The organism is Singulisphaera sp. GP187 (genome assembly GCF_900129635.1).
Taxonomy (GTDB): domain Bacteria; phylum Planctomycetota; class Planctomycetia; order Isosphaerales; family Isosphaeraceae; genus Singulisphaera.
In genome coordinates, this window is record NZ_FSRB01000001.1 from 5,233,121 (window position 1) to 5,251,846 (window position 18,726).

23 protein-coding genes are annotated in these 18,726 nt (G+C 58.4%); 4 read left to right on the forward strand and 19 right to left on the reverse strand.

Annotation, left to right across the window (positions count from 1 at the left end):
• Window positions 1-46: 46 nt before the first annotated feature.
• The 10 genes from BUS42_RS20345 to BUS42_RS20395 form a co-directional block, all read right to left on the reverse strand.
• Window positions 47-859: a hypothetical protein gene (locus tag BUS42_RS20345; protein WP_074309208.1), complete on the reverse strand. Its 813-nt coding sequence runs from the start codon at window positions 857-859 to the stop codon at window positions 47-49.
• Window positions 860-996: 137 nt separating this feature from the next.
• A complete protein-coding gene (locus BUS42_RS20350) occupies window positions 997-1,365 on the reverse strand; it encodes a hypothetical protein (protein ID WP_074309210.1) in 369 nt (122 codons plus the stop codon).
• A gap of 72 nt (window positions 1,366-1,437) precedes the next feature.
• Window positions 1,438-1,818, reverse strand: coding sequence for a hypothetical protein (locus tag BUS42_RS43750; protein ID WP_159452264.1), 381 nt, complete (start codon window positions 1,816-1,818; stop codon window positions 1,438-1,440).
• Window positions 1,819-1,892: 74 nt separating this feature from the next.
• On the reverse strand, window positions 1,893-2,366 hold the full coding sequence (locus tag BUS42_RS20360; RefSeq protein ID WP_074309212.1) for a hypothetical protein: 474 nt from the start codon (window positions 2,364-2,366) through the stop codon (window positions 1,893-1,895).
• A gap of 81 nt (window positions 2,367-2,447) precedes the next feature.
• Window positions 2,448-2,687 (reverse strand): hypothetical protein, encoded by a 240-nt coding sequence (locus tag BUS42_RS20365; protein WP_143206399.1) that lies wholly within the window; start codon window positions 2,685-2,687, stop codon window positions 2,448-2,450.
• Between the two features lie 118 nt (window positions 2,688-2,805).
• Complete coding sequence (locus BUS42_RS20370; protein ID WP_159452265.1) at window positions 2,806-3,156, reverse strand: hypothetical protein; 351 nt, start codon at window positions 3,154-3,156, stop codon at window positions 2,806-2,808.
• A gap of 73 nt (window positions 3,157-3,229) precedes the next feature.
• Window positions 3,230-3,538 (reverse strand): hypothetical protein, encoded by a 309-nt coding sequence (locus BUS42_RS20375; RefSeq protein ID WP_074309217.1) that lies wholly within the window; start codon window positions 3,536-3,538, stop codon window positions 3,230-3,232.
• A gap of 747 nt (window positions 3,539-4,285) precedes the next feature.
• Window positions 4,286-4,672, reverse strand: coding sequence for a hypothetical protein (locus BUS42_RS20385; protein ID WP_074309220.1), 387 nt, complete (start codon window positions 4,670-4,672; stop codon window positions 4,286-4,288).
• 745 nt (window positions 4,673-5,417) lie between these two features.
• Window positions 5,418-6,356, reverse strand: a complete 939-nt coding sequence (locus BUS42_RS20390) for a hypothetical protein (protein WP_074309222.1) — start codon at window positions 6,354-6,356, stop codon at window positions 5,418-5,420.
• Between the two features lie 1,366 nt (window positions 6,357-7,722).
• Window positions 7,723-8,094 carry a hypothetical protein gene (locus BUS42_RS20395; protein WP_143206400.1) on the reverse strand — a complete coding sequence of 124 codons (372 nt, stop codon included), beginning with the start codon at window positions 8,092-8,094 and terminating at the stop codon, window positions 7,723-7,725.
• Window positions 8,095-8,415: 321 nt separating this feature from the next.
• Between BUS42_RS20395 and BUS42_RS20400 the strand changes: the two genes are divergently transcribed.
• The 4 genes from BUS42_RS20400 to BUS42_RS20415 all read left to right on the forward strand — a co-directional run bounded on the left by BUS42_RS20400 (window position 8,416) and on the right by BUS42_RS20415 (window position 12,073).
• Window positions 8,416-9,633, forward strand: coding sequence for a hypothetical protein (locus tag BUS42_RS20400; protein ID WP_074309227.1), 1,218 nt, complete (start codon window positions 8,416-8,418; stop codon window positions 9,631-9,633).
• 6 nt (window positions 9,634-9,639) lie between these two features.
• Entirely contained in the window at window positions 9,640-10,080 is a 441-nt protein-coding gene (locus BUS42_RS20405; RefSeq protein ID WP_074309229.1) for a hypothetical protein, read from the forward strand.
• Window positions 10,081-10,257: 177 nt separating this feature from the next.
• Entirely contained in the window at window positions 10,258-11,355 is a 1,098-nt protein-coding gene (locus BUS42_RS20410) for a hypothetical protein (RefSeq protein WP_143206401.1), read from the forward strand.
• A gap of 103 nt (window positions 11,356-11,458) precedes the next feature.
• Window positions 11,459-12,073: a hypothetical protein gene (locus tag BUS42_RS20415; protein ID WP_074309233.1), complete on the forward strand. Its 615-nt coding sequence runs from the start codon at window positions 11,459-11,461 to the stop codon at window positions 12,071-12,073.
• A 556-nt stretch (window positions 12,074-12,629) separates the two neighbouring features.
• On the opposite strand, the gene BUS42_RS20425 is transcribed toward BUS42_RS20415, so the two are convergent.
• From BUS42_RS20425 to BUS42_RS20465, 9 genes are all read right to left on the reverse strand, one after another.
• Window positions 12,630-13,562, reverse strand: a complete 933-nt coding sequence (locus tag BUS42_RS20425; RefSeq protein WP_074309236.1) for a hypothetical protein — start codon at window positions 13,560-13,562, stop codon at window positions 12,630-12,632.
• Window positions 13,563-13,608: 46 nt separating this feature from the next.
• The gene (locus BUS42_RS20430; protein ID WP_074309238.1) at window positions 13,609-14,010 is read right to left on the reverse strand and encodes a hypothetical protein; all 402 of its coding nucleotides are present in this window, start codon (window positions 14,008-14,010) and stop codon (window positions 13,609-13,611) included.
• Window positions 14,011-14,089: 79 nt separating this feature from the next.
• Entirely contained in the window at window positions 14,090-14,500 is a 411-nt protein-coding gene (locus BUS42_RS20435; protein WP_074309240.1) for a hypothetical protein, read from the reverse strand.
• Between the two features lie 3 nt (window positions 14,501-14,503).
• A complete protein-coding gene (locus BUS42_RS20440) occupies window positions 14,504-15,436 on the reverse strand; it encodes a hypothetical protein (protein WP_143206402.1) in 933 nt (310 codons plus the stop codon).
• A 17-nt stretch (window positions 15,437-15,453) separates the two neighbouring features.
• Complete coding sequence (locus BUS42_RS20445; RefSeq protein ID WP_074309244.1) at window positions 15,454-16,143, reverse strand: hypothetical protein; 690 nt, start codon at window positions 16,141-16,143, stop codon at window positions 15,454-15,456.
• Window positions 16,127-16,366 carry a hypothetical protein gene (locus tag BUS42_RS20450; protein ID WP_074309246.1) on the reverse strand — a complete coding sequence of 80 codons (240 nt, stop codon included), beginning with the start codon at window positions 16,364-16,366 and terminating at the stop codon, window positions 16,127-16,129. Before BUS42_RS20450 ends, BUS42_RS20445 begins: the two co-directional genes overlap by 17 nt.
• Before the next feature lie 76 nt (window positions 16,367-16,442).
• On the reverse strand, window positions 16,443-16,673 hold the full coding sequence (locus BUS42_RS20455; RefSeq protein WP_143206403.1) for a hypothetical protein: 231 nt from the start codon (window positions 16,671-16,673) through the stop codon (window positions 16,443-16,445).
• Window positions 16,674-16,696: 23 nt separating this feature from the next.
• On the reverse strand, window positions 16,697-17,575 hold the full coding sequence (locus tag BUS42_RS20460; protein ID WP_074309250.1) for a hypothetical protein: 879 nt from the start codon (window positions 17,573-17,575) through the stop codon (window positions 16,697-16,699).
• A 60-nt stretch (window positions 17,576-17,635) separates the two neighbouring features.
• Window positions 17,636-18,700: a dATP/dGTP diphosphohydrolase domain-containing protein gene (locus tag BUS42_RS20465; RefSeq protein ID WP_074309252.1), complete on the reverse strand. Its 1,065-nt coding sequence runs from the start codon at window positions 18,698-18,700 to the stop codon at window positions 17,636-17,638.
• Window positions 18,701-18,726: the final 26 nt, after the last annotated feature.

Here is an 18,726-nt window from a genome sequence, read left to right on the forward strand (position 1 = left end):
AGGTGGAAGAATACTCCACGACCGCTCGTCCTTGAGCGGTTTCGGCCTACGCGGCTCCAGCGACCTGCTTCGTCGCCTTCTTTTCCGAGGCGAGCTTCGGCTTCGCCGCCGGCTTCTTCTTTGGTTTGGCCGGCGGGAAGACGATAGCGTCACGAGCCGTTACGAGATCGAGGTACATCCGGTACTCAGTGACCTCTTTTGCTGTGTATCCGTTAGAACGGCCGATCGCGCGAATGTGTTCCTTCCAGTGTGCGATACTGTGGAACTGGCATCCGATCGACATCATTCCAGCCGAATAATGGCAGACGGCATGTCGTGAGCCCTGGATAAAAAGGGGAGATTTCTCGAAAACAGCCCCTTCACCGACGCTGGCCCGATCACCGACGCTGGCCCGATCACCGACGCGGGCCCCTTCACCGACGCGGGCCCATGCACCGACGCTGGCCCCTTCACCGACGCGGGCCCCTTCGCCGACGCGGGCCCCTTCACCGACGCGGGCCCATGCACCGACGCTGGCCCGATCACCGACGCGGGCCCCTTCACCGACGCGGGCCCATGCACCGACGCTGGCCCCTTCACCGACGCGGGCCCCTTCGCCGACGCGGGCCCCTTCACCGACGCGGGCCCGATCACCGACGCGGGCCCCTTCACCGACGCGGGCCCATGCACCGACGCGGGCCCCTTCACCGACGCTGGCCCGATCACCGACGCGGGCCCCTTCACCGACGCTGGCCTCAATATGAACCCATCCTCCGGTTGAAAGTCGGCTCCAGTCAGAGGATTTCGTGCCAGGGTGGCGGTTAAGAACCCACGACGGCACTTCGGGTTTAACTTCCTGCTGCTCGATATTCGTTTCCACTTTTGCACTCTCCGAGTTAAGAAAACATTGGGTCAGATAGATCAGTTCGCATTGCTTCGTTCTGCGGGAAGGCTGCCCTTGCATTTAGAACGCTAAGAACGCTCCCTAGCTATCGCCGGGAGCGTTTCCGAGACGTACTACGCGGCGTCGAAAGCGGCCAGTTCGTCATCCGAGGGAAGCGTGCCGGTGGCCGGTTCGGGCGCAGGTTCCGGGGCCGGGGCTGGGGTGGGCTCGGACTTCGCGGACGACTTCTTGGTGGATGTGTCTTCGGTTTGGGTCGGAGCGGTGGGCTTCAGGGCCAACGCGCCCTTGAAGAGTTGTTTCCCGCCCTTGTCGGGGTCGCCCTCATAGACGCGGATCGTCAGCGCGTCCTCGTAGAACTCGATCACGATTGGGGCCGGCTCGACACCTGCCGCGCCAATCTCCAGGATATTGCCGTTCTTGCTCACGTTGATCTCAGCCTGCCCGCTCTTACGCGGGGCACCGTCTTTCAGGGTGACTTTCATCGAACTAACTCCAAGCGTCGTGGCCTCATCAGTACCGGCACGCACCGGCAGACGCCCGAAGGCGTTTCGGCCTCAAAGATCGAGACCTTCGGAGTCGTCTCGGTCAGGCGTGAGAACGTCGACCGCTTCTTCGTCCTCCAGTTCGTCGACCAGATCCTCGTCGTCCTCTTCTTCGTCTTCATCCTCGTCGAAGTCGTCCTCATCCTCTTCGTCCTCATCTTCGTCGCGAGCGGCCTCCTTGAGCTTGTTGAGCACCTCCTGGACTACGCCGTCCGGCTCCTCGTTTTCGTGGTAGCGACCCTTGATCTCATCAATCAACTCGTCCGCCAAGTACGGGTCTTGATTGGCGTCGGCCCAATTCACCAAGATCGTAATGATCTGGGTGTCGCCGACAATCATGGTGTTAGGCTCGTCGTGGTCTTCGATTTGGATCAGCACGAATGGACGGGGCATCTCGCACCTCATTAAAGAATGTTAGCCTCATTAGGTGACGCATCACGCCACAAGCCCCGTAGGGCTTTCGGCCTTCAGATCGAGCAGACGACGCTTCGTGTGGTTGTGGTGTGGTGCTCGGTCACAACCTTGCATTTGTCGGTAGGATTGATCTTGCGTCGATAAGATATGGTGATCGACGGGTACTCTTTCGATCGGAGAGACACGAGTATTACCGAGTCATCTCCATTAACTGTGTCCTTTCCGCAGTTCTCAAAAGCACCCAAAACTCGGACGTAATCCGGGATCTCGTTCGCGTCCAGTCTCGCGTCCGCTGAGTCTGTGTAAAGCCAGGTCATCTTCAACCCAGCCTTTTCGAGTTTCTCGCACGCCTCATAATGTTTTGCGATGTTCGCTGCATCGCGAATCTTTCTTGACTCATGAGAATCGTTGGATTCTTGAATTGCTTCGGCCAGCGTTCGGGAACGCACCCGGAATGCGTCCTCGGTGGGCATCTGCTCGATCACGCCGACAGTCACATCGCCGGCACTTAAGGTTGCAGTGCTCATGTTCACCTCGTCATGCCAAAGAAGAGCCTCATCAGTGCGGGAACCAACCCGCAGACCGCTCGTCCTTGAGCGGTTTCGGCCTCAGTAGCGAAGCGATGGCTGCGCGATTGCCACCTGATCGAACGCCCTGAGAGACGTCAAAGACTCATTGGGGATGTAGTCGGTTTGCTGCGAACGTGCCGCCTCAGCCGGAACGAGCTTTCGATAAACTTGAGCCACCGCCGAAGACGCGTTTGACGCCACTACGTAATACCGATTTCCACGGTAGTCGACGCGGAACCGCTGAACCTTGCCGCGATACAGATTAGTCATAACACTCATGTGATTCCTCGGTGCGTAAATGGTTGGCCTCATCAGAACGGGCTTTACCCGTTAACGCCCAGCGGGCGTTTCGGCCTCAGTAAAGCTCGTTTCTCCGAACAGGCTCTTGCTCGGCGTCCTAGGTGGCCTTCTCGGTAGGAATCAGCACGATCAACGTACCCTCAGCGTTGTAGAAACCGAGATTGCGGCCAGCCTTCTCGATCGCTTCCTTGGATTCTCTGAGCCCAAGCCCGGTTCGGTTACGGTGCGCCTTGATGGCGTCGATCTTTCCGCCATTGCGAGCCGTCAAAAGCTCGCTCAGATTCGGCTCAGCCGACGCGACCACCTCTCTGATGGTCGCCTGCGGTGGGGCTGGTTCGGGTCCAACCACCGTGCGAATCAAATTGATGATGCCGGCTTGTAATTCCTGGAACTCCGAGCCGAGGCCGGAAAGCTGCTGGATCGCACACATCTTCTCGTAGGCGTTCATTCGTCGCATCTCCATTAGATGGCCTCATCAGGCACCGCCTTACGGTGCAAGCCGCCGATGCGGCTTTCGGCCTTCAGATACCGACGCAACCGTCACCGTCGCTGCTCCTCTTTGCCGTTGTGAAGTAATTCGTGATACTCACGGCAAGCGTAGACATGATTCGGGAGCAGACATCGCGGACGTCTTCGGGAGAGGATTCACCTGGGACAAGCTCACGAACCAGGAAGATTTGCTCCTGCTCAACCGCACCAAGCTCGATCCTCACGTCGTTGCCAACCAGGCGGTAGAGCGCGGTAAGGTCGGCCCCTAGGCACCATTTCCGGAAGTTGTTCCTGGCCTCAGAAACGATGTCAAGTTGCGGCTTCGTCACGAATTCGATCATGAATCTTGTCCCCGATGTTGTTAAGGTTTGTCTAATCCGTGATGTCTACGTACTCTCTGATCGAAGTATTCCCAAGCTCGGGCTAAAGCTCCCGGATTGTCGTTAGGAACGTAGTGGCCATCAGTGAAACCCGCGTTGAGAACCTGGGTGTGGACGACATACTCCTTGCCACTCCATTCGCGGAGCACAACGCGGTGAGGTAGTGAGCATTCTCCTTTGCGCCAAGGCCCTGCTGCGATGATGTCGGCGAACCTGTAGCGAGCGAGAAGCGCAGCCTCCTCGTCGCTCAACGTGTAGAGCGTGTCACTCATTGGTGCCCTCAGTTGGTTAGCCACTGGTCGATGACCAGCAACCCATAGATCACAATTACCGAAAGAGCAGCGTAAAATTCAGAACGACGCATCCGTGGGAGCGTAAAGCACCCGAACCGCATGGATTCTCCACGTAAAGAGTGTTCATAGGGTAATTGGGCGTGGAAATCGCGAGCGGCTCCGAGTTGTGATACGGAGTCCGCCCGTTGGCCTGTCATTACACAGGCTGGGGGGTGAGGAAGAACTCCTCAGTGACTTGTTCAGCGATGGCATACGCGAGGGCCGATTCGGGAGAGATTCCGAGCCGGTCTGCGATGATTTGAAGATCAGAGGGATGGCCGTTGGCGTAGAGAATGTGGTCGTGGGCGATCCGCGTTACACGCTCAATATGTGGCCGATCCTCGCAAAGAGGTGACTGCGATTTTCCTGCCATAGATTATATCCGTTGTCCTTGGATTAGTTTCGTCTCGGCCTTCGGCGGCATGCAACGGCGCTTCGGTTCCGAGTCGTCATTCTGCGTCCTTGCTTTGGGCTGCGAGTCAACGGCGACCCGACAAAGGCCCGTCTCGCGTCTGATTTGGGTCAGGCGCTCGTTATTCTGCATACTTAGGGTAGGGAGCCAGCGTACCTTGCCGACTCCGAGGATGTGGAAGTAGATTTCGATGGTATTGGGGCGCGAGCCAGGCAAGATTGCGAGTTCGATCCCCATCTCATTGCCGTCCGCCTGCATTGTCGTGAGCGTCTTGAGGAACGACCGACAGCAAGCCGACTCGGCCTTGTTCTTGCATCCGACGCGAGTCACGAGGTACTCACGCAAGAGCATGGTCGCGGCCTTGTGTGGCGGTAGCCTGCGGATCCAACCCAATCGTTTAGGCGGGTCCAGGTGTCGCACCGATCCGGACATGTCAGAGAGGCGAAGGTTAGGGCCGTCTTCAGGCACGAAGACTGGCGTTCCGGTGTCGTCATGTCTCAGGTACAAGCGTCCTCCCTTGTCGTTAGCGTGTCGAAACATTCAGAATGTTTGGCGGGTTCAAGGCGGGGATTAATCCCCCTCGGCAGCGTTCCCACTACCAAGCCTAACGAACCCACTATCCGCCCCAGTGGGCAGATAGACGCCTATCGATGGCTACGATGCGGACGTGACAGACGTGGAACATCCCGGACCGCGAACGGAGGGGTTCGACCACGGAGCCTCATCAGCGTGGGCCTAACCCACGGACGGAGCACCCCTGCCCCGTTTCGGCTTGGACGGATTACGAGCCGACTAACGGATCGCTCAGTTGGCATAATCCGGGACTGTGCATGTTGATTTTCCGAGCGCAGACTCCGCAATATAACGCCTCAGTGCTGCAATTCCAGTAGCGGGCCGGCACGGCTCTACACGCCTTTCGGTTACAAGGCTCGTTCTTGGCCGGTTGACGGGTTTGCGGTCTTCCACCAGGAGGAATCCCAGCGTCTTCCATGCAATTGCCTCCAAAAAGGGCTTCGGATCAGACATAGAAAGGTCGGGGCGGGAATCGAACCCGCCCGGCAAGGCATCCCTTCGACCGTGAGCTATAGCTCACAATTCAAGCGGCAACCGCGACTTTGGCGGGTTCAGAAGCACGACCAGCGGCACGGGCCTTGTCAATGGCCGAGACCATCTTGTCCAGCTTGTCACGCAAGGCGACCATTTCGGTGTACTTGCCCGAAGAGAACATGGCGAGCGCCAGCAACTCGCAATCCTTGAGGGTGCAAGAGGCCGGATCGAACCCGACAGCGTTCGCGGGCAACGGCTTACCGTGGGCCTTGGCGACGTTCTCCAAGATCGACAGAGCGGCTTCCGGGGTAACGGCACCCTTAGCGAGACCGTCACTCAGAGAAGTCGTGATATCCTCCGTCGCCTTGGCGGCATCGCGAGCCTGCTTCTTGACGGCGGTAGCTGCCGCTTCAAGAGCCGCTTTCGCCGGATTCAGAGCCGCCTTGGCATCCGCGATCCTCTTCACTGTCGCCTGAATACGATTCGTGAAGTCCTCGCGAGTAACCCTGGTGCCTTGCGATCGTTCCGCCGCGACACCCCGGATCATGTCCAACCAACCTTCGTTGATCGAGCCTTCCAAGTCCTTCGACGTGAAGTGCAGAGCCTTCCCGACGATGGCCAGGTACTCGAACATCGAGAGCGAGTCAGCGGCGTCGGCAATCTCAGCCCGGACGAGTTCGCGGAGCACGTGGCACCGCGTCCAATCCGAAACCCTGATCGACTCAGCCTTGATCGAGACGTAGATGCGAACCTCATCGCGAATCCGGCTCATCAGCTTGTCGAAATCACCGCTTCCGTAGTCGTTGATGGAACCCTTCTGCCATTGGGCGTGCTCGAAAGCACGCTTGCCGATGGCGAAATTCCGGGCACCCTCTTCGGTGTACTTGGCGGTAATCATCTCGACGATTTCCGCAACCGCCGTCTCATGAACGGAGGCCCGATTGTCGCTGACGATGCCGTTCGTGCTGGTGTTGGTGTCGGCGGACATGGTGCAGCCCTTTCGGGTTGGCCCTTTCCCGTCCCGACCGAAATGGCCGAGTACGTTCGAGGGAGGATCTGGACACAGGGAATCGAACCCCGCGACCATTGACCCGGCACCGTACCGCTGAACAGACGTCGAGTTTAGGCTGGCGTTCCGTTGACGCGACCCGCAGATTTGGCTATGGTAGCCACAGGGCAGTCTCCTAGTAACGTAGGGGCACTGTCTAGGGCCGGGGGATGTTTCCAGCATCCTTCCGGCCCGTTTGCGTTCACATAACGCAAGTCGAGGGAGTGGGAATCGAACCCACTCGGCAGACACCATTCCTCGCTTCTTGTCACTCTTATACGCTCACCTCAGTCGCTTGTGACAGCCGCTTTCGCGTTTTCTTGTCGGCCCGAAACATTCAGAATGTTTAGCCGTCTCACTTCACACCGCGATCCTCACCGCATCGTCGCGGCCTTCTCGGTGGTGTGAGTCCGGCGGTCTCGTCCCGCCGCAATCTTTACGTTGGTCGCGTCGACGTGTGACGCAAGTTTTCAGATTTTCATGCTTCCAGGATCACACTCCGTGGTTCGTAGGGTGGTTGTCGGGATCACTCGTCCCGACACTCTCAAGACGGGACGTGACGGGGGTCGTGACACGTGTGGAGAAAAAACATCATCTCACGTGAAGCCATATAGGAACGCGCGCGATTCAATCTAGGCCCTGCTGAAAGACGTCCGGACATGCTCGCCAGAAGACCAGGGAATGCGTGGATGCAGCCATCGCATCATCGCATCGAAAGAGCGGGAGTGAGTGCATCCAACCAACCGTAGGTTCATAAAGGGAGTGATGAGAGAGGGGATGAAAGCAAGGGTGAGTGAGTGCATGGGGAGGGTAGTGAATGAGCGTGTGTACCTATGCGCCCATAGCTAGTAGGGAGTGTGGAGTGGTGCTGGAACAGGTGAGTGGATGCGTGCGTGGATTGAGGTGTGAGCGTGAGCGTGAGTGAGTAGCAGGAGTGAGTGAGGATTGTGTGCGTGAGTGCGGGGATTCATGCGAGCAATCATGCAAGATTGGGGTGCCTGTCAGTCAGATGTTCGTCTATGACAGCCCTAACCCGTTGCCCGCCAACACCTTATGGCATGTGTCCGCCGGCCCCCCACGCGATCGTCTTTATAGATAACCTTCCCACCCCGGAATTTTTCAACCCTGGGGTAATTTACCATTTCTAACACCCTCTCATGAATTGCCTGGATGTGAAGAGTCATTTGTCAGTCTGACAAATTGGGTGCTCGCTGGACGCCATTCTTCAGACTGACAAATCGGGCTGATCGCACCCGTAACGGATGACCGGATTGATACGTCCGGACGTGATAAGGATTAGATCGGCTTACGTGGTGCGGTAGCACTTTCTAGATGAGCAGTCGCCGGTGAATTTCTCGTTCAGCGATCGCAATTCCCGGAGCATCTCAGAGAGCAGGTTGATCGCCGCATCCTGACGGTATTCGATCTGCGTCAGCCTCGTCTTCACGTCCGCCCCAGCTTCTGCTCTCGACCGCGATTTCCGGGAGCGGATCTCGCGTGCAACTCCCTCCTCGAACCACGGAGCCTGTGTCACCGCAATCAGCTTCCGACGACGCTCCGCAGGGATCGCCGTCATCGCGGCGCGTAACAAGGGAAGCCCCGCCAGGTCCGGTCGATCAGACTGGATATCGACCGCACGGCTGACGATTTTCTCTTTCTCCCGGCTCGTCCAGAACACCTTCGCTCTCTGCGGTGCCACGGCTCAACCCCTCATTATTTCACGTCCGCCATGCGTCTCAAGGGGAGCCCGAAATCACAGGCGGGCAACTGCCATTATCCAGCCTATCCCGCAAGGTCTACCAAGTGCAACCCTTTTGATAGTCGTCCGATTTGCATAAAAGCAATAGCATTTATCACCTGTCAGTGATAAACGGGGGCCTGGGGGTGCTTGCTTATGTTTTGGGTGAAAACCTGAGTGTATGCCATCAAATATTGGGTATCTATTAGGTGTATGCAGAATTGTAGGGATACGCTCCGAGAAACCTAAGCAGAGGGTCCGATGCGAAAACGTAAGCGTTCCTTGTTCGGTGAGTCGAATCTGCTCCGCTGGCGGTTCCGCGACAACGGCCTCGATGGTCTCGGCGGCGGAACCTTAACCCCCGATGGTCCGGCGGTCGAACCCGATGTCCCCCCGGTTAATGGTGGACCCGATCGGTCTTACGATTCGCTCGCCAACGCCACGATCGACGTCCCTAATGACACGCCGGCTACTCCTGCCAGCACGGTCGCACCACTCACTCCAGCCGATCCGAACAACGCCGCTGGTGCTACCCAGGCTACGTCTGCAAGCCAGTGGCGTGGTATCCGGGACGTTGCCCAGGATCGCGGATTCCGGTTCGATCACACCGTCACTGACGACCAGTCGGCCCTGGAATATCTGCTTCGCCGCGCCGACCAGAACCGCCAGGCGGACTTCTACGCGCAGTTGGGCCGGCAGCTTGCTCCCCAGGCTCCGCAGATCCAGAACTACCTCCAACACCAACAGCAGCAGGCACAACCGGCTCAGCCTCAGCGCAATCCGTGGGAGGCCCCTGAGTTCGACGAGCGTTGGGTTAGCCTCGTCGAACAGGACCAGGCGACTGGACTCTTTGTCGCCAAGCAGGGCGTTCAGCACGAGATCGCCCAGAAGGTCAACGAATTCGTCGCCTGGAAGAAGAATTACGACCGCAATCCCGCCGCCGTGATCAACGGAATGGTGGAGGCGAAGGCGAAAGAGATCGCGAAGTCTGAGTTCCAAGAGCAATTCGCGTCGCAGCAGCGAGAACAAACCGTCCAGTCGATCATGGCCGACAACAGCAGGTGGCTGTTCCAGGCTGACGCTTCGGGCCAGCGAGCATTCGACTACAACGGCCAACCGATCCTTTCACCGCTCGGGGCCGCTTACCTCGAGCAACTCAAGGTCGTCCGCCAAATGGGTGTCACTGATCCGCGACACCAGGACAAGCTCGCCAAGGATCTCGTGCGCGGGCAACTCGCCGCCGCCCAATACCAGCAGCAGGGACAACAGCAAGCGCAGGCGGCAAACCAAGCAACGCAGCAGGCGGTTGCGCAGCCGAACCGGAATCCGCTTCAGGCTCTCCCTTCAGCCCAACGACGAGTCAACCCTGCCGCGACTGATCCTAATGAGGCTGGACTCAGCCTGTCGGAGCGGATCATGCGCGACCTTAAGGCAAACGGCGTCACTGACGAAGACATCCGACAATCTGCTGAGGGTTAATCAGCTATGTCTGCCAACCAAGACCAATGGAAGAGTCCGTGGGCACTGACCGGCTACGTGTCTCCGCGATACCGCGCCGGCCATCTCTCGAACGCAGCCAGCACCAGCCGGGCCATGGAACTCTACCGAGAGACCGTAGCCAAAATGCCGTTTCTGGAGCGAATCAAGTTCAAGCTTGAGGCTCGGTTCTATCATCCTGTGCGCGGACGATTCATGGAGAGGGCCACTGACTCTCTCCATCGGTGGTGGCTCTGGAACGTCGCCGATTCCGAGTGCGAAGGGCTTATGGCTCGCGCCTATCGGATTCTGGTAAAGCCGGAGACCCGGACTCTATGCAGGGCCACGCGACGAATTCAGGACAGCCTGAAGCTTCGCGGCGAAATTATGGCCAATCTCACCGCCGAGGGCGTTGAGATTTTCTCTGAGAACGGGCATCCGACTTACTAGGAACACAAATCCTTTATTGTCGATCCTTGGGGCGTCCATGAGAAATCTTGGTCGCCCTTTTTTTATTGATAAAGGACCACGTTTTGTTGGGTACATATCAGTGGAAGGGGGCCGAGTAGCCCCGATGCTGAAACAGGTTGGGCCATAACTAGGCCCCACACCTCGGAGGTTACTACAGTGGGCGCACCCTGGAGCCGGGTGGTCAATTCGACCATCAAAAAGTTTGTGCGCGAGCGTGAGATTAACATTCTCCGCAACCGCAAGCTGACCGCGCTGCTGAAGAAGAAGGGAAGGATTTCCTTCAATCACAGCGGTACGAAGATGGACTGGAAAATCAAGTACAAGCGGGTACGGATGACCCCGTTTGCCGATGGAGATACCCAAGAGTTCAGCCGGAAGGATCGCAACAAAACGGCCGAACTCGATTGGCGTGGGTATGCGGCCACTGACTCGATGACCAAGGGCGAGTTCTTGATGAACCGCAATACCGAGGCCATCGTCAAGCTCTACTCCGAGATCGCGAGCGACCTCACGGACGACATGGAAGACGCCTTCGGCGAAGAGCTGTACGTAAACGGCTACGCTCCCGGCAACTCGAAGCGCATCCACGGCATCGAGAGCTTCCTGCAGGCGACCGCGAACGCCGGTAACGGAGCCGCAACCCCGACCGGGCAATTCGCCGGTCTTCAGTGCGCGCCCGGCTACTACGGCGGCTCGTGGGACTCGGGCAACCTGCCCGGCTGGCCCAACGGGCGCGGTGACGCGCAGTACGACTTCTGGTCGCCGCTGATCGTTGACGTGGGAGACAGTCTGTTCGACACCACGATCCACACGTGGAAGAACAACTGCATCGAGTCGCTCGCCTTCGGGATCATCAAGACCAAGAAGTCCAAGTCCATCAAGGGACAACTGGACGTGATCATGGTCGATGACGAGATGTACCGGACCTTCATCAACCAGATCCGGGGCAAGGAGCGCATCAACGTTACCAACGAGAAGAGTCAGCTCATCGCCCTTGGCTTCAATGATGTCACAAACCTGGACGGTACGGACATCACGTGGGAGTACGGGATTCCTGGTGGGGCCGGCTACGGTTTCAACTGCGACATGATGGAAATCAAGTCGCAGCAGGCCCAGCTCTTCGTGCCGGAAGGTCCGGACCAGGACATCGTCAGCAAGTCGTGGCGGTTCTCGGTCGACTTCTTCGGCAACTGCGTCTGGAACCCCAAGTTCTTCTGCAAGTTCATCAACATCACTAACCCCGACGAAGTCTAATTCGATCTGGGGCGGACGTGAACCACGTGGGCGAGACGAACGCCCGCTCACTTATACAGCCTAACGTTTTAATCCAGAGACGACCCGCATCGGAGATTGACAGATGGTTACTACTGGCGACGCACCTCCGTTTCAGCGCGGCGAGACCTTCTATAATGGCGGGCCCATCGACACGACCGACCTCGGTGGCGTCAACTACGAAGGCATGGAGTGGACCTTCACCGACAATGACCCAAGGTCGACCTCGCAGTCAGTTGGTTCAGGCCGTTCGGTTACGGCGCGTATCACCCGCAACGTGAGCGGCGGCAACCTTAAGGGGGGCCGTCTAGCCCGTTTCAAGGCGGAAGACCCGTATGAGTCTCGCGTTGACGGGTACACATTCGCGGTTGGCGACCGGCCCGCCGGTATCATTGACGAGTACCTTCCTTCGGCCGGCGTGCCCAATAACGACCTGTTCTGGCTTGTCATCGACGGCCCGACGCAGTTCACTCAGCTTTCTGCGTCGGCCGCAAACCTGGTGATCGGGGACCGACTCGTGCCAGGGGCCGGGACTAGCGCGACGAACGACGACGCTGGCCGGGTAGCCAAACAGGATGTCACCGGAGCTGCCGCCACGCTGGCGAATAACATTCAGAACTCTGTGGGTTACTCTGGAGCCGTCCAGGCTTCGACCGTGAACGCCAAGTTTTCGGGAGTGATCCACCGCTTCGGAAAGTAAGTGTTTTTCGCCGCGAGATCGATCTAAGCAGGGGAGAGATGCATTAGCTTCTCTCCCCTGCTTTCGTTTTTTGGAAGTTGACTTCAAACCGAAATAAGCCGGAGTGTAAACCGCTTATTAATTCGGTCGTCTAATTGCATGCGAACTATGGTGATCGTGTGTGGTTATAACGCCACATGTCGACACTCATACTTCTTAAGCTAGGGCAATCACGATGCCAGTGATGGACTCAGCGCGGGCGAGCCGCGCCGCAGCGGCACGCGCCGGAAAGAACCGAGCTAAAGGCAAGGGGCACCCGACGACGGGGGTCATCGAGTATTCTGGGGATGAGTGGGAGTTCATGCGTGCGATCGAAGATTTTAAGCGTGTGACGGGCCGCAAGTTCCCAACGTGGGCTGAAGTGTTCCGGGTTCTTTTGAGTCTCGGATACAAGAAGTCAGCAGAAGAGCCCGCACTAAAGGTTCATAGGGTCGCATAAGAGGCCACGGAAACGCCGCGAGCCGGGACACACGACGAAGTGCGACCCGGCTCGCCAATGGCCCCTTCAGGACTTGTATCACGCAGCTTGGTCCTTCTCTTGGAGTTGAGGGTCGATTGGTTTCGTCTTTCGCCGCTTCGGCATCGGGAAGATGACGTCGCTCATGAAGTCCTGGCGGATCACAAGCTCTCCGGTGTCAGGGTCGGAGTCGGGACGGAGGCAAAGGAACACACCGCCGATCGGCTTGGGCGGATGGGCTGAACGGGCCGCATACGACTGGTCCAGGACTTCGTCGTCCTTTAGTTGCCGGTAGTTGCGGTAGTAGCTCGCGGTCTGCAAGTTGAGTTGCCGCCGTTCCACGTACCTACCTTTATCCGACACGTCCGCAATCTGGTCCGCCGCGCAGACCATGTTGTGTTTGTGGCCGAACGTTAAGCAGTCGTAGACCCAATTGCGGCCCTTCCGGTTGAAATCGATCGTGCCTTTCGTGACCGGCGAGTCGCCTCCGGTGCCGTGAAGGTACAAGAGTTTATGCTTCGGCCGCTTGCGGTGGCCCGGCACGACGAAGCTCGTCTTAATGTAACCCCAGAACGACCCATGCTTGGCCTTGCCGCCCTCTCGGGCAAGCTCTTCCAGCACGCGCCGCACGGGGTCGTTGTACCCGTAGTTGATCCACGTCTCTTCGTGATTGCCGATCCCGATGATGTCGATGATGTCCTTGAAGGGCATCAGAATCTCCATCGCCATGTCGACGATCGCCTTCGCGAGATCCTTCTTGCGTGCGACCAGTGGGTGGAGCACGGACAGGTCGAACCGGCGGTCTTTCGGCCCGATCGCGTCGAACATGTCGCCGTTAATGAGCACTCTCGCCCCGACATCCTTGGCTCGCTGTAACTGCCGCACGATCGCGTCATGATCGGAGCAGGCCGACCCAAGGTGGAAGTCAGAGCAGAGCAGCCTCCAGAACGGCTGACCCAGTTCGGCGTGCTCTGTGTGGTTAGTGATAATCACTTGAGGCGCTCTCCATAGAAGAAATGCGGGGCGATGCACAGCCGGGTCACAGGCTGTACTCGAGCACAAGTTGGACGAAGTAGGGATCGAGGCTCGGCTTGACGCCAGGGACCGATGCCGCGAACTTGCCGTCTTCGTCGGCGGCATTGACGTGGACTGAGCCGCTCGGGGCCTTCGACTTGAAAAACCATTGGTGCGTACGTTCGCTCTCGGCGGGCACGCTATCGGCCGGCTGAACATAGAAGGCGTAGACGTTAGTCGGGGGCACATCGCCGGGATTAATCGGCGACAAGAGAACGAGGTTGACGGTTCCCCCTGGCTCAGTAGCAGGGGAACCGAAAACGACCTGTCGCCGGCCGGGAGTAGCCGGCACGTCGGGGATTGCGACAGGAAAGGGCTCGAAGACGTTCGTCAGGTAGGGTCCGAGAACGAAGACAGACTTGGGCATTTCGATCTCCTCTGCAGCAGACATCCTTGCACCTCATTACCACAAGGCTCGAAATGGATCGTAGAAGGTCCGACTCCCCTTACGACAGGGGGCCTGCTACGTTTGGGTCGCTCGGCCCGGCAGGTGCGGGCTGAGGCGAGAAAGGGGCCGAAAAGGTAGCTTCCAGCGAGTCGCCGGCCTGAGATGCGAACTTATGCGCGAGGTTCGCCTCGGTTTCTCGCCGTTTAGCGAGTGCGAAGTAGACCCCCAGAGTATGGCTGTCCAGCCTCTCTAAAATGAACGCTTCCGAAGCCGAGCAATTGCCGTAGACGGTTCTGGAGACGCCATTAGCGGCGGCGGGGGCCGAGGCGACGGTGGAGCTTTGGACGGGATACGGGGGCGAGTACCTTTGATTGGGGCCGCTGAGATTCAGGTTCGCGGGAACCTTCAGGTATCCCTTCAGGTACAGCACGCAAACGGCGATACCGGCGAGAACAAGGTACGGCATCATGGATCAACCCTCCTTTCGAGGGAGTTTGAGAAGGAGAATCAAGCCAACCGCTGTCACGCCAATGATTGGCCGATGCTCCTTGGTGAATCCCAGAGGGCAAAGTCCTGCGAGTCCAGTCGCCGGTCCGGGGTCGTTGGCCGGTTTGTAGCTCGAATCGGCCTTTCGGATCGCTTCCGCGAGGGCTTCCGGTCCCATCGAGTAGTCCAACGCCCTGTAGACTACTCGTCCGCCTTTTGGGTCGTTCGGCCCTTTTGGGGTCTGGACGAGGATGGTCGGCTTGCCGTTGACGACGTAGCCGAGCTTTGGGTCAACCTGCCATTCGTCAGGAGCGTAATCCTGGATCATCAGGTCGCCCTTGATCGAGGCAAACGCCGGATGATTGTTTATGTCATTCACAACCGGAGCGCGATCGTCGTCGGAGCCGATCACTGTCACGTGTAGCTTGCCGACGCTCTTCTCGTCGGCAACCGCTTCCGCGACAAATCGCTTAGCTTCCTCGGTTGGTGTGGTGTACTTGGTTTGCCGGTGAAGCTTCTCGGCGACAACTCCACCAGGGAACGGGTCCGTGATGGCACCGCTCAACCTTGGGTCCACGGCTGGCGTTCTCGGGCGGACGACAACAGGATTGGTTTTGGCTGCTTTTGAGGCGGCGACTGCTGCTGCGTAGGATCGGCGGTTAAACTCGTCCTTCGTATCCCACGTGACCGTGCCGCGTTCATTCCAGTAACCACGCACGTCAAACTTGAGCCCGTTGTCCGTGACGTTGATCGTCCTGATGACGCGGTGAGGCCGGGCCAGGTCGTTAGACGGAATCACCTGCGGCATCGGCATGCTCGGCAGCGGCGAGAAGATCGGCCCATACCCAGAAGAAGGAATCGGGCAACCTTGTGGTCCGCACTGGCCCAAGGTCGAGAGAAACAGAATCACAGCGTACATCGGTCTGGCCTCCCGTTTCAGTTGTGGGGGATCGGCGGCGGACCAGGCACGAGCATGACGTATGCCCATCCCTTTCCGCTCGGGTGAATCCATCGCTTAAGGAACTCTTTCCGCGACATCCACTCGTAGGTGCCGGGGAAGTTGTTGTCGAGAACTGCGGCCCAATTGGCGTCCAGATGCACAAGGTCGACCATATGGTGAATGGTCTGCATCTGGTATCGTTCGCCGTACCCTAACGTCACGCCCGGCATGCGGCCTTCAGAGAGGGCTTTGTCGAGAATCGACGGGTCGGTTCCCTCATACTGGACATAATCCAGCTTGGGGGCGAACTGCTTGAAGACCCGGTCGACCTTCTCCGGGTAGCCACCGCCCTCTTGGATTTTGTGGATGACATTCTGAAGTTCGCGGACATGGTGCCAGCGAGCAGCCATCGACATCGAGGCGAAGACGCACAGCCCAAGGCCATCGGCCGGCGCACCAAAGTTCTTGATGTGCTGAGGAACCGGCAGGTCGATCTGGATCTCAACCCCGTTGTGGATCGGGCCGTCAACAACGGCACCATCAGCCCCATAAACAAAGTCACCATAGATGATCCGGCCGTCGATGATTCGCTTGGGGGCCGGCTTGAGAATCTGGCCGAACGCTGGACTGCCCATCGTGATCGCGGCGATGCTTCTCAGGAAAGTCCGTTTACTGAGGTGTGGCATCAGACTCTCCTTTAATCACAACCACGCGGGCCTTAGGGGACGGCATAAGCAGGACGGTCACGATGAACCCCATGATGAACCCGTCGAGCAGTCCACGGCGGTATGCGAGACTGATGGCCGCGTTAACCAGAGAGGCTAGCCTGCCAAACTCGGCCGCAAAGCCCTCGGTCTGCATCAGTTGTGGGAGCGAGCCCCACATTGCGTTCATTAGGTCTTGGCTCATCGTTGTCTCCCGCCTAGATTTACCCAATAAAGCAGCCCCCTACTCCATCAGGGGGATCAAGTTATGTGCAAATCATCTAACCCATCAACCACTTCATCAGGGCCGGGTTGTCGCGGATCGCCGCAAACAGAACTGAAGCCAATGCGGTGACATCCTTCTCTGAAAGCCCGGTCCCGACCAGCGTGTCCAGGTCATGGAGGATCTCGTGGACTGCGGTCGCTTTCTGTTGGTCGGGAGCGAGAGCCGAGTCGAGAGTGATCGTGCCGTTCCAGGGTGAGTGCAGCCCCATCGTGTCCCGGTTCAGCACGGCCGACTTCTCAACGACAAGCCTCACTCTGCGGCCAGAAAGACGCACAGTCTTGGGAATCGGAAAGCGCTGCATAGCCGCTCCTTAAGTGAGGCCCATCGGCTCGGCTTCTTGATGCCGAGAGGGTTGAGTTCGTAGAAGAGCTTGAGGAATTCACGCTTCGCCTTACGCGGCGACCAGGGCTTGATCCGCTCGGGGAGATGCTTGTAGCGGAAGTGCCAACCGTCAACCACGGGGTCCATCAGGTCGCGAGCCTCAGTGCCCAATAGCACCTCGTCCGCATTCTTGATCGCCGGGTGGAACGGGTAGCCATCGGGGAACCCGAAAGCATTTGCGATGTGAACCATCAGCTTGTGCTCGATCTCGCGGTAGAAAGCGAACTCGGGTAGCTGTTTGAACGGCCGGGCCAGATCGCAGATGAACGCCTCGGTCGTGTCGTGCATCAGCGCGTGGTATTGAAGCTCCTCGCTCCAAAATTCGCCGTAAAGCACCCTCTTTAAGCCAAACCAATGTTCCGATCGATCCTGAGCCGGGTGGGTCTCAGCCACTCGCCGAGCCACCCTGACTGAGTGCTCAGCAACCGAGTAGAACTCAGAGACGTGCCCATTGAAGCGGCACATGTGCGCGAGAGCGTGGGCGATGTCCTCGATCCTGAAGTCTTCCGGCCTCGGATCGAGCAGGTGGAACTTGACGCCGGTTCGCGTCTGAATCCAGTCGCCGATCCGCTTCTGGCCCCAAGGATCGACGTTGACGGCACCGTAGACTGCGGGCTTCCCAGAGTCTTCAATGAACTCGGTGTGGGCGGCTTCCGCCTTCTCGGCATCGGACGCAGCTATCTCGGAGAGCGCTTTCCTGCGATTGAAATCGTTGATCTGGCGTTCGGTGCGATTAATAAAAAACATCAGTGGATTCCTTGGTGAAGTTGCGACGGCCCGGTCACAAGACCGGGTCGTCGTTCGTGGTTAGTTGACGGGGGATTTGTTGCCGTAGGGGTCGACGGGGATGTGGCTCTCGGTACGCGGCCCGCGATTCCTCTTGAAGTAGACTCGCTCGCCGTCGTTGAACACGGTCCAGATTTCGTCTTTGGCTGGCGTGGGTTTGCCTGCGTCCGGCTCGACTCGGGTCGGAACTCCGTAGACATTCGCGTTCGTCGATCCGGGTCGCCAATCAACCGGCAGGTGGTCGTACTGCGTTCGGTGCTGATGATCGAGGGGATGACTTCCAGTCGGGTCGACGTAGTGAGCCGGGCCGGTCTCCTGCGAAATGACGATAAACCCCTCACTGTCGACTTCGACCTCGCCCCGGCCCTTGATCTTGAACGTGCCCCAGGCGGTAGCGAGCGACTCAGCAGGATCGGCAAGCCTACATTTGGACCCGCAAGCGGCCCCGAGCGACGTAATACTGCACGTTTCGCAGCGACCTTCCACGATGTTAAACTGGCAATCAGTGGCGATCATGTCTGGCTTTGATTCGATGATCGCCTTCCTTAAGGACTCGCGGGCCTCATCCGTCATATCCTTGACGACCACGAACTTGGGATGTTCGCGGTTATTGAGGATCGCCTGAACCTCCGGCATGTCCGCCAGCGTCCAGTTGAACAGTTGTTCAAACTCGCCAGCCTGGCGTTTGGCGTCCCGCTCCGGTTTGCCACGCTCCAGTTCGGCGATCACGGCTGGAGTCATCGTGGCTCCCGGCCCAAGCATGTGCGGCTCACAAAGTTCCGGCTTGAGCACAGCGTTCTGTGCGGCAACGAGCGCACCCCAGGCGACCTTCTCAAGATGAGGTTCAGTCCGGTCGCCGAGGATATAACGCATCAAGTGGAACGCGACATGATTAAGCGTTTCGTGTTGCGGCATTCCGAGCATGTAATTGAGCCGGCCGTACTTCGTTCCGCCGCCCCCGGCCACTCGGAGCATTCCCATAAGCCCCATGAGCGGCGCGGAGCAGAAATCCAAGTGAGCCACGTCGGCGCTGCGAACGGCCCCGGTGTCGAAATTCGAGTCGGCGATCTTCTTTGAATCTGACATCTGTCGTACCTCAAGGTGTGGAAAAG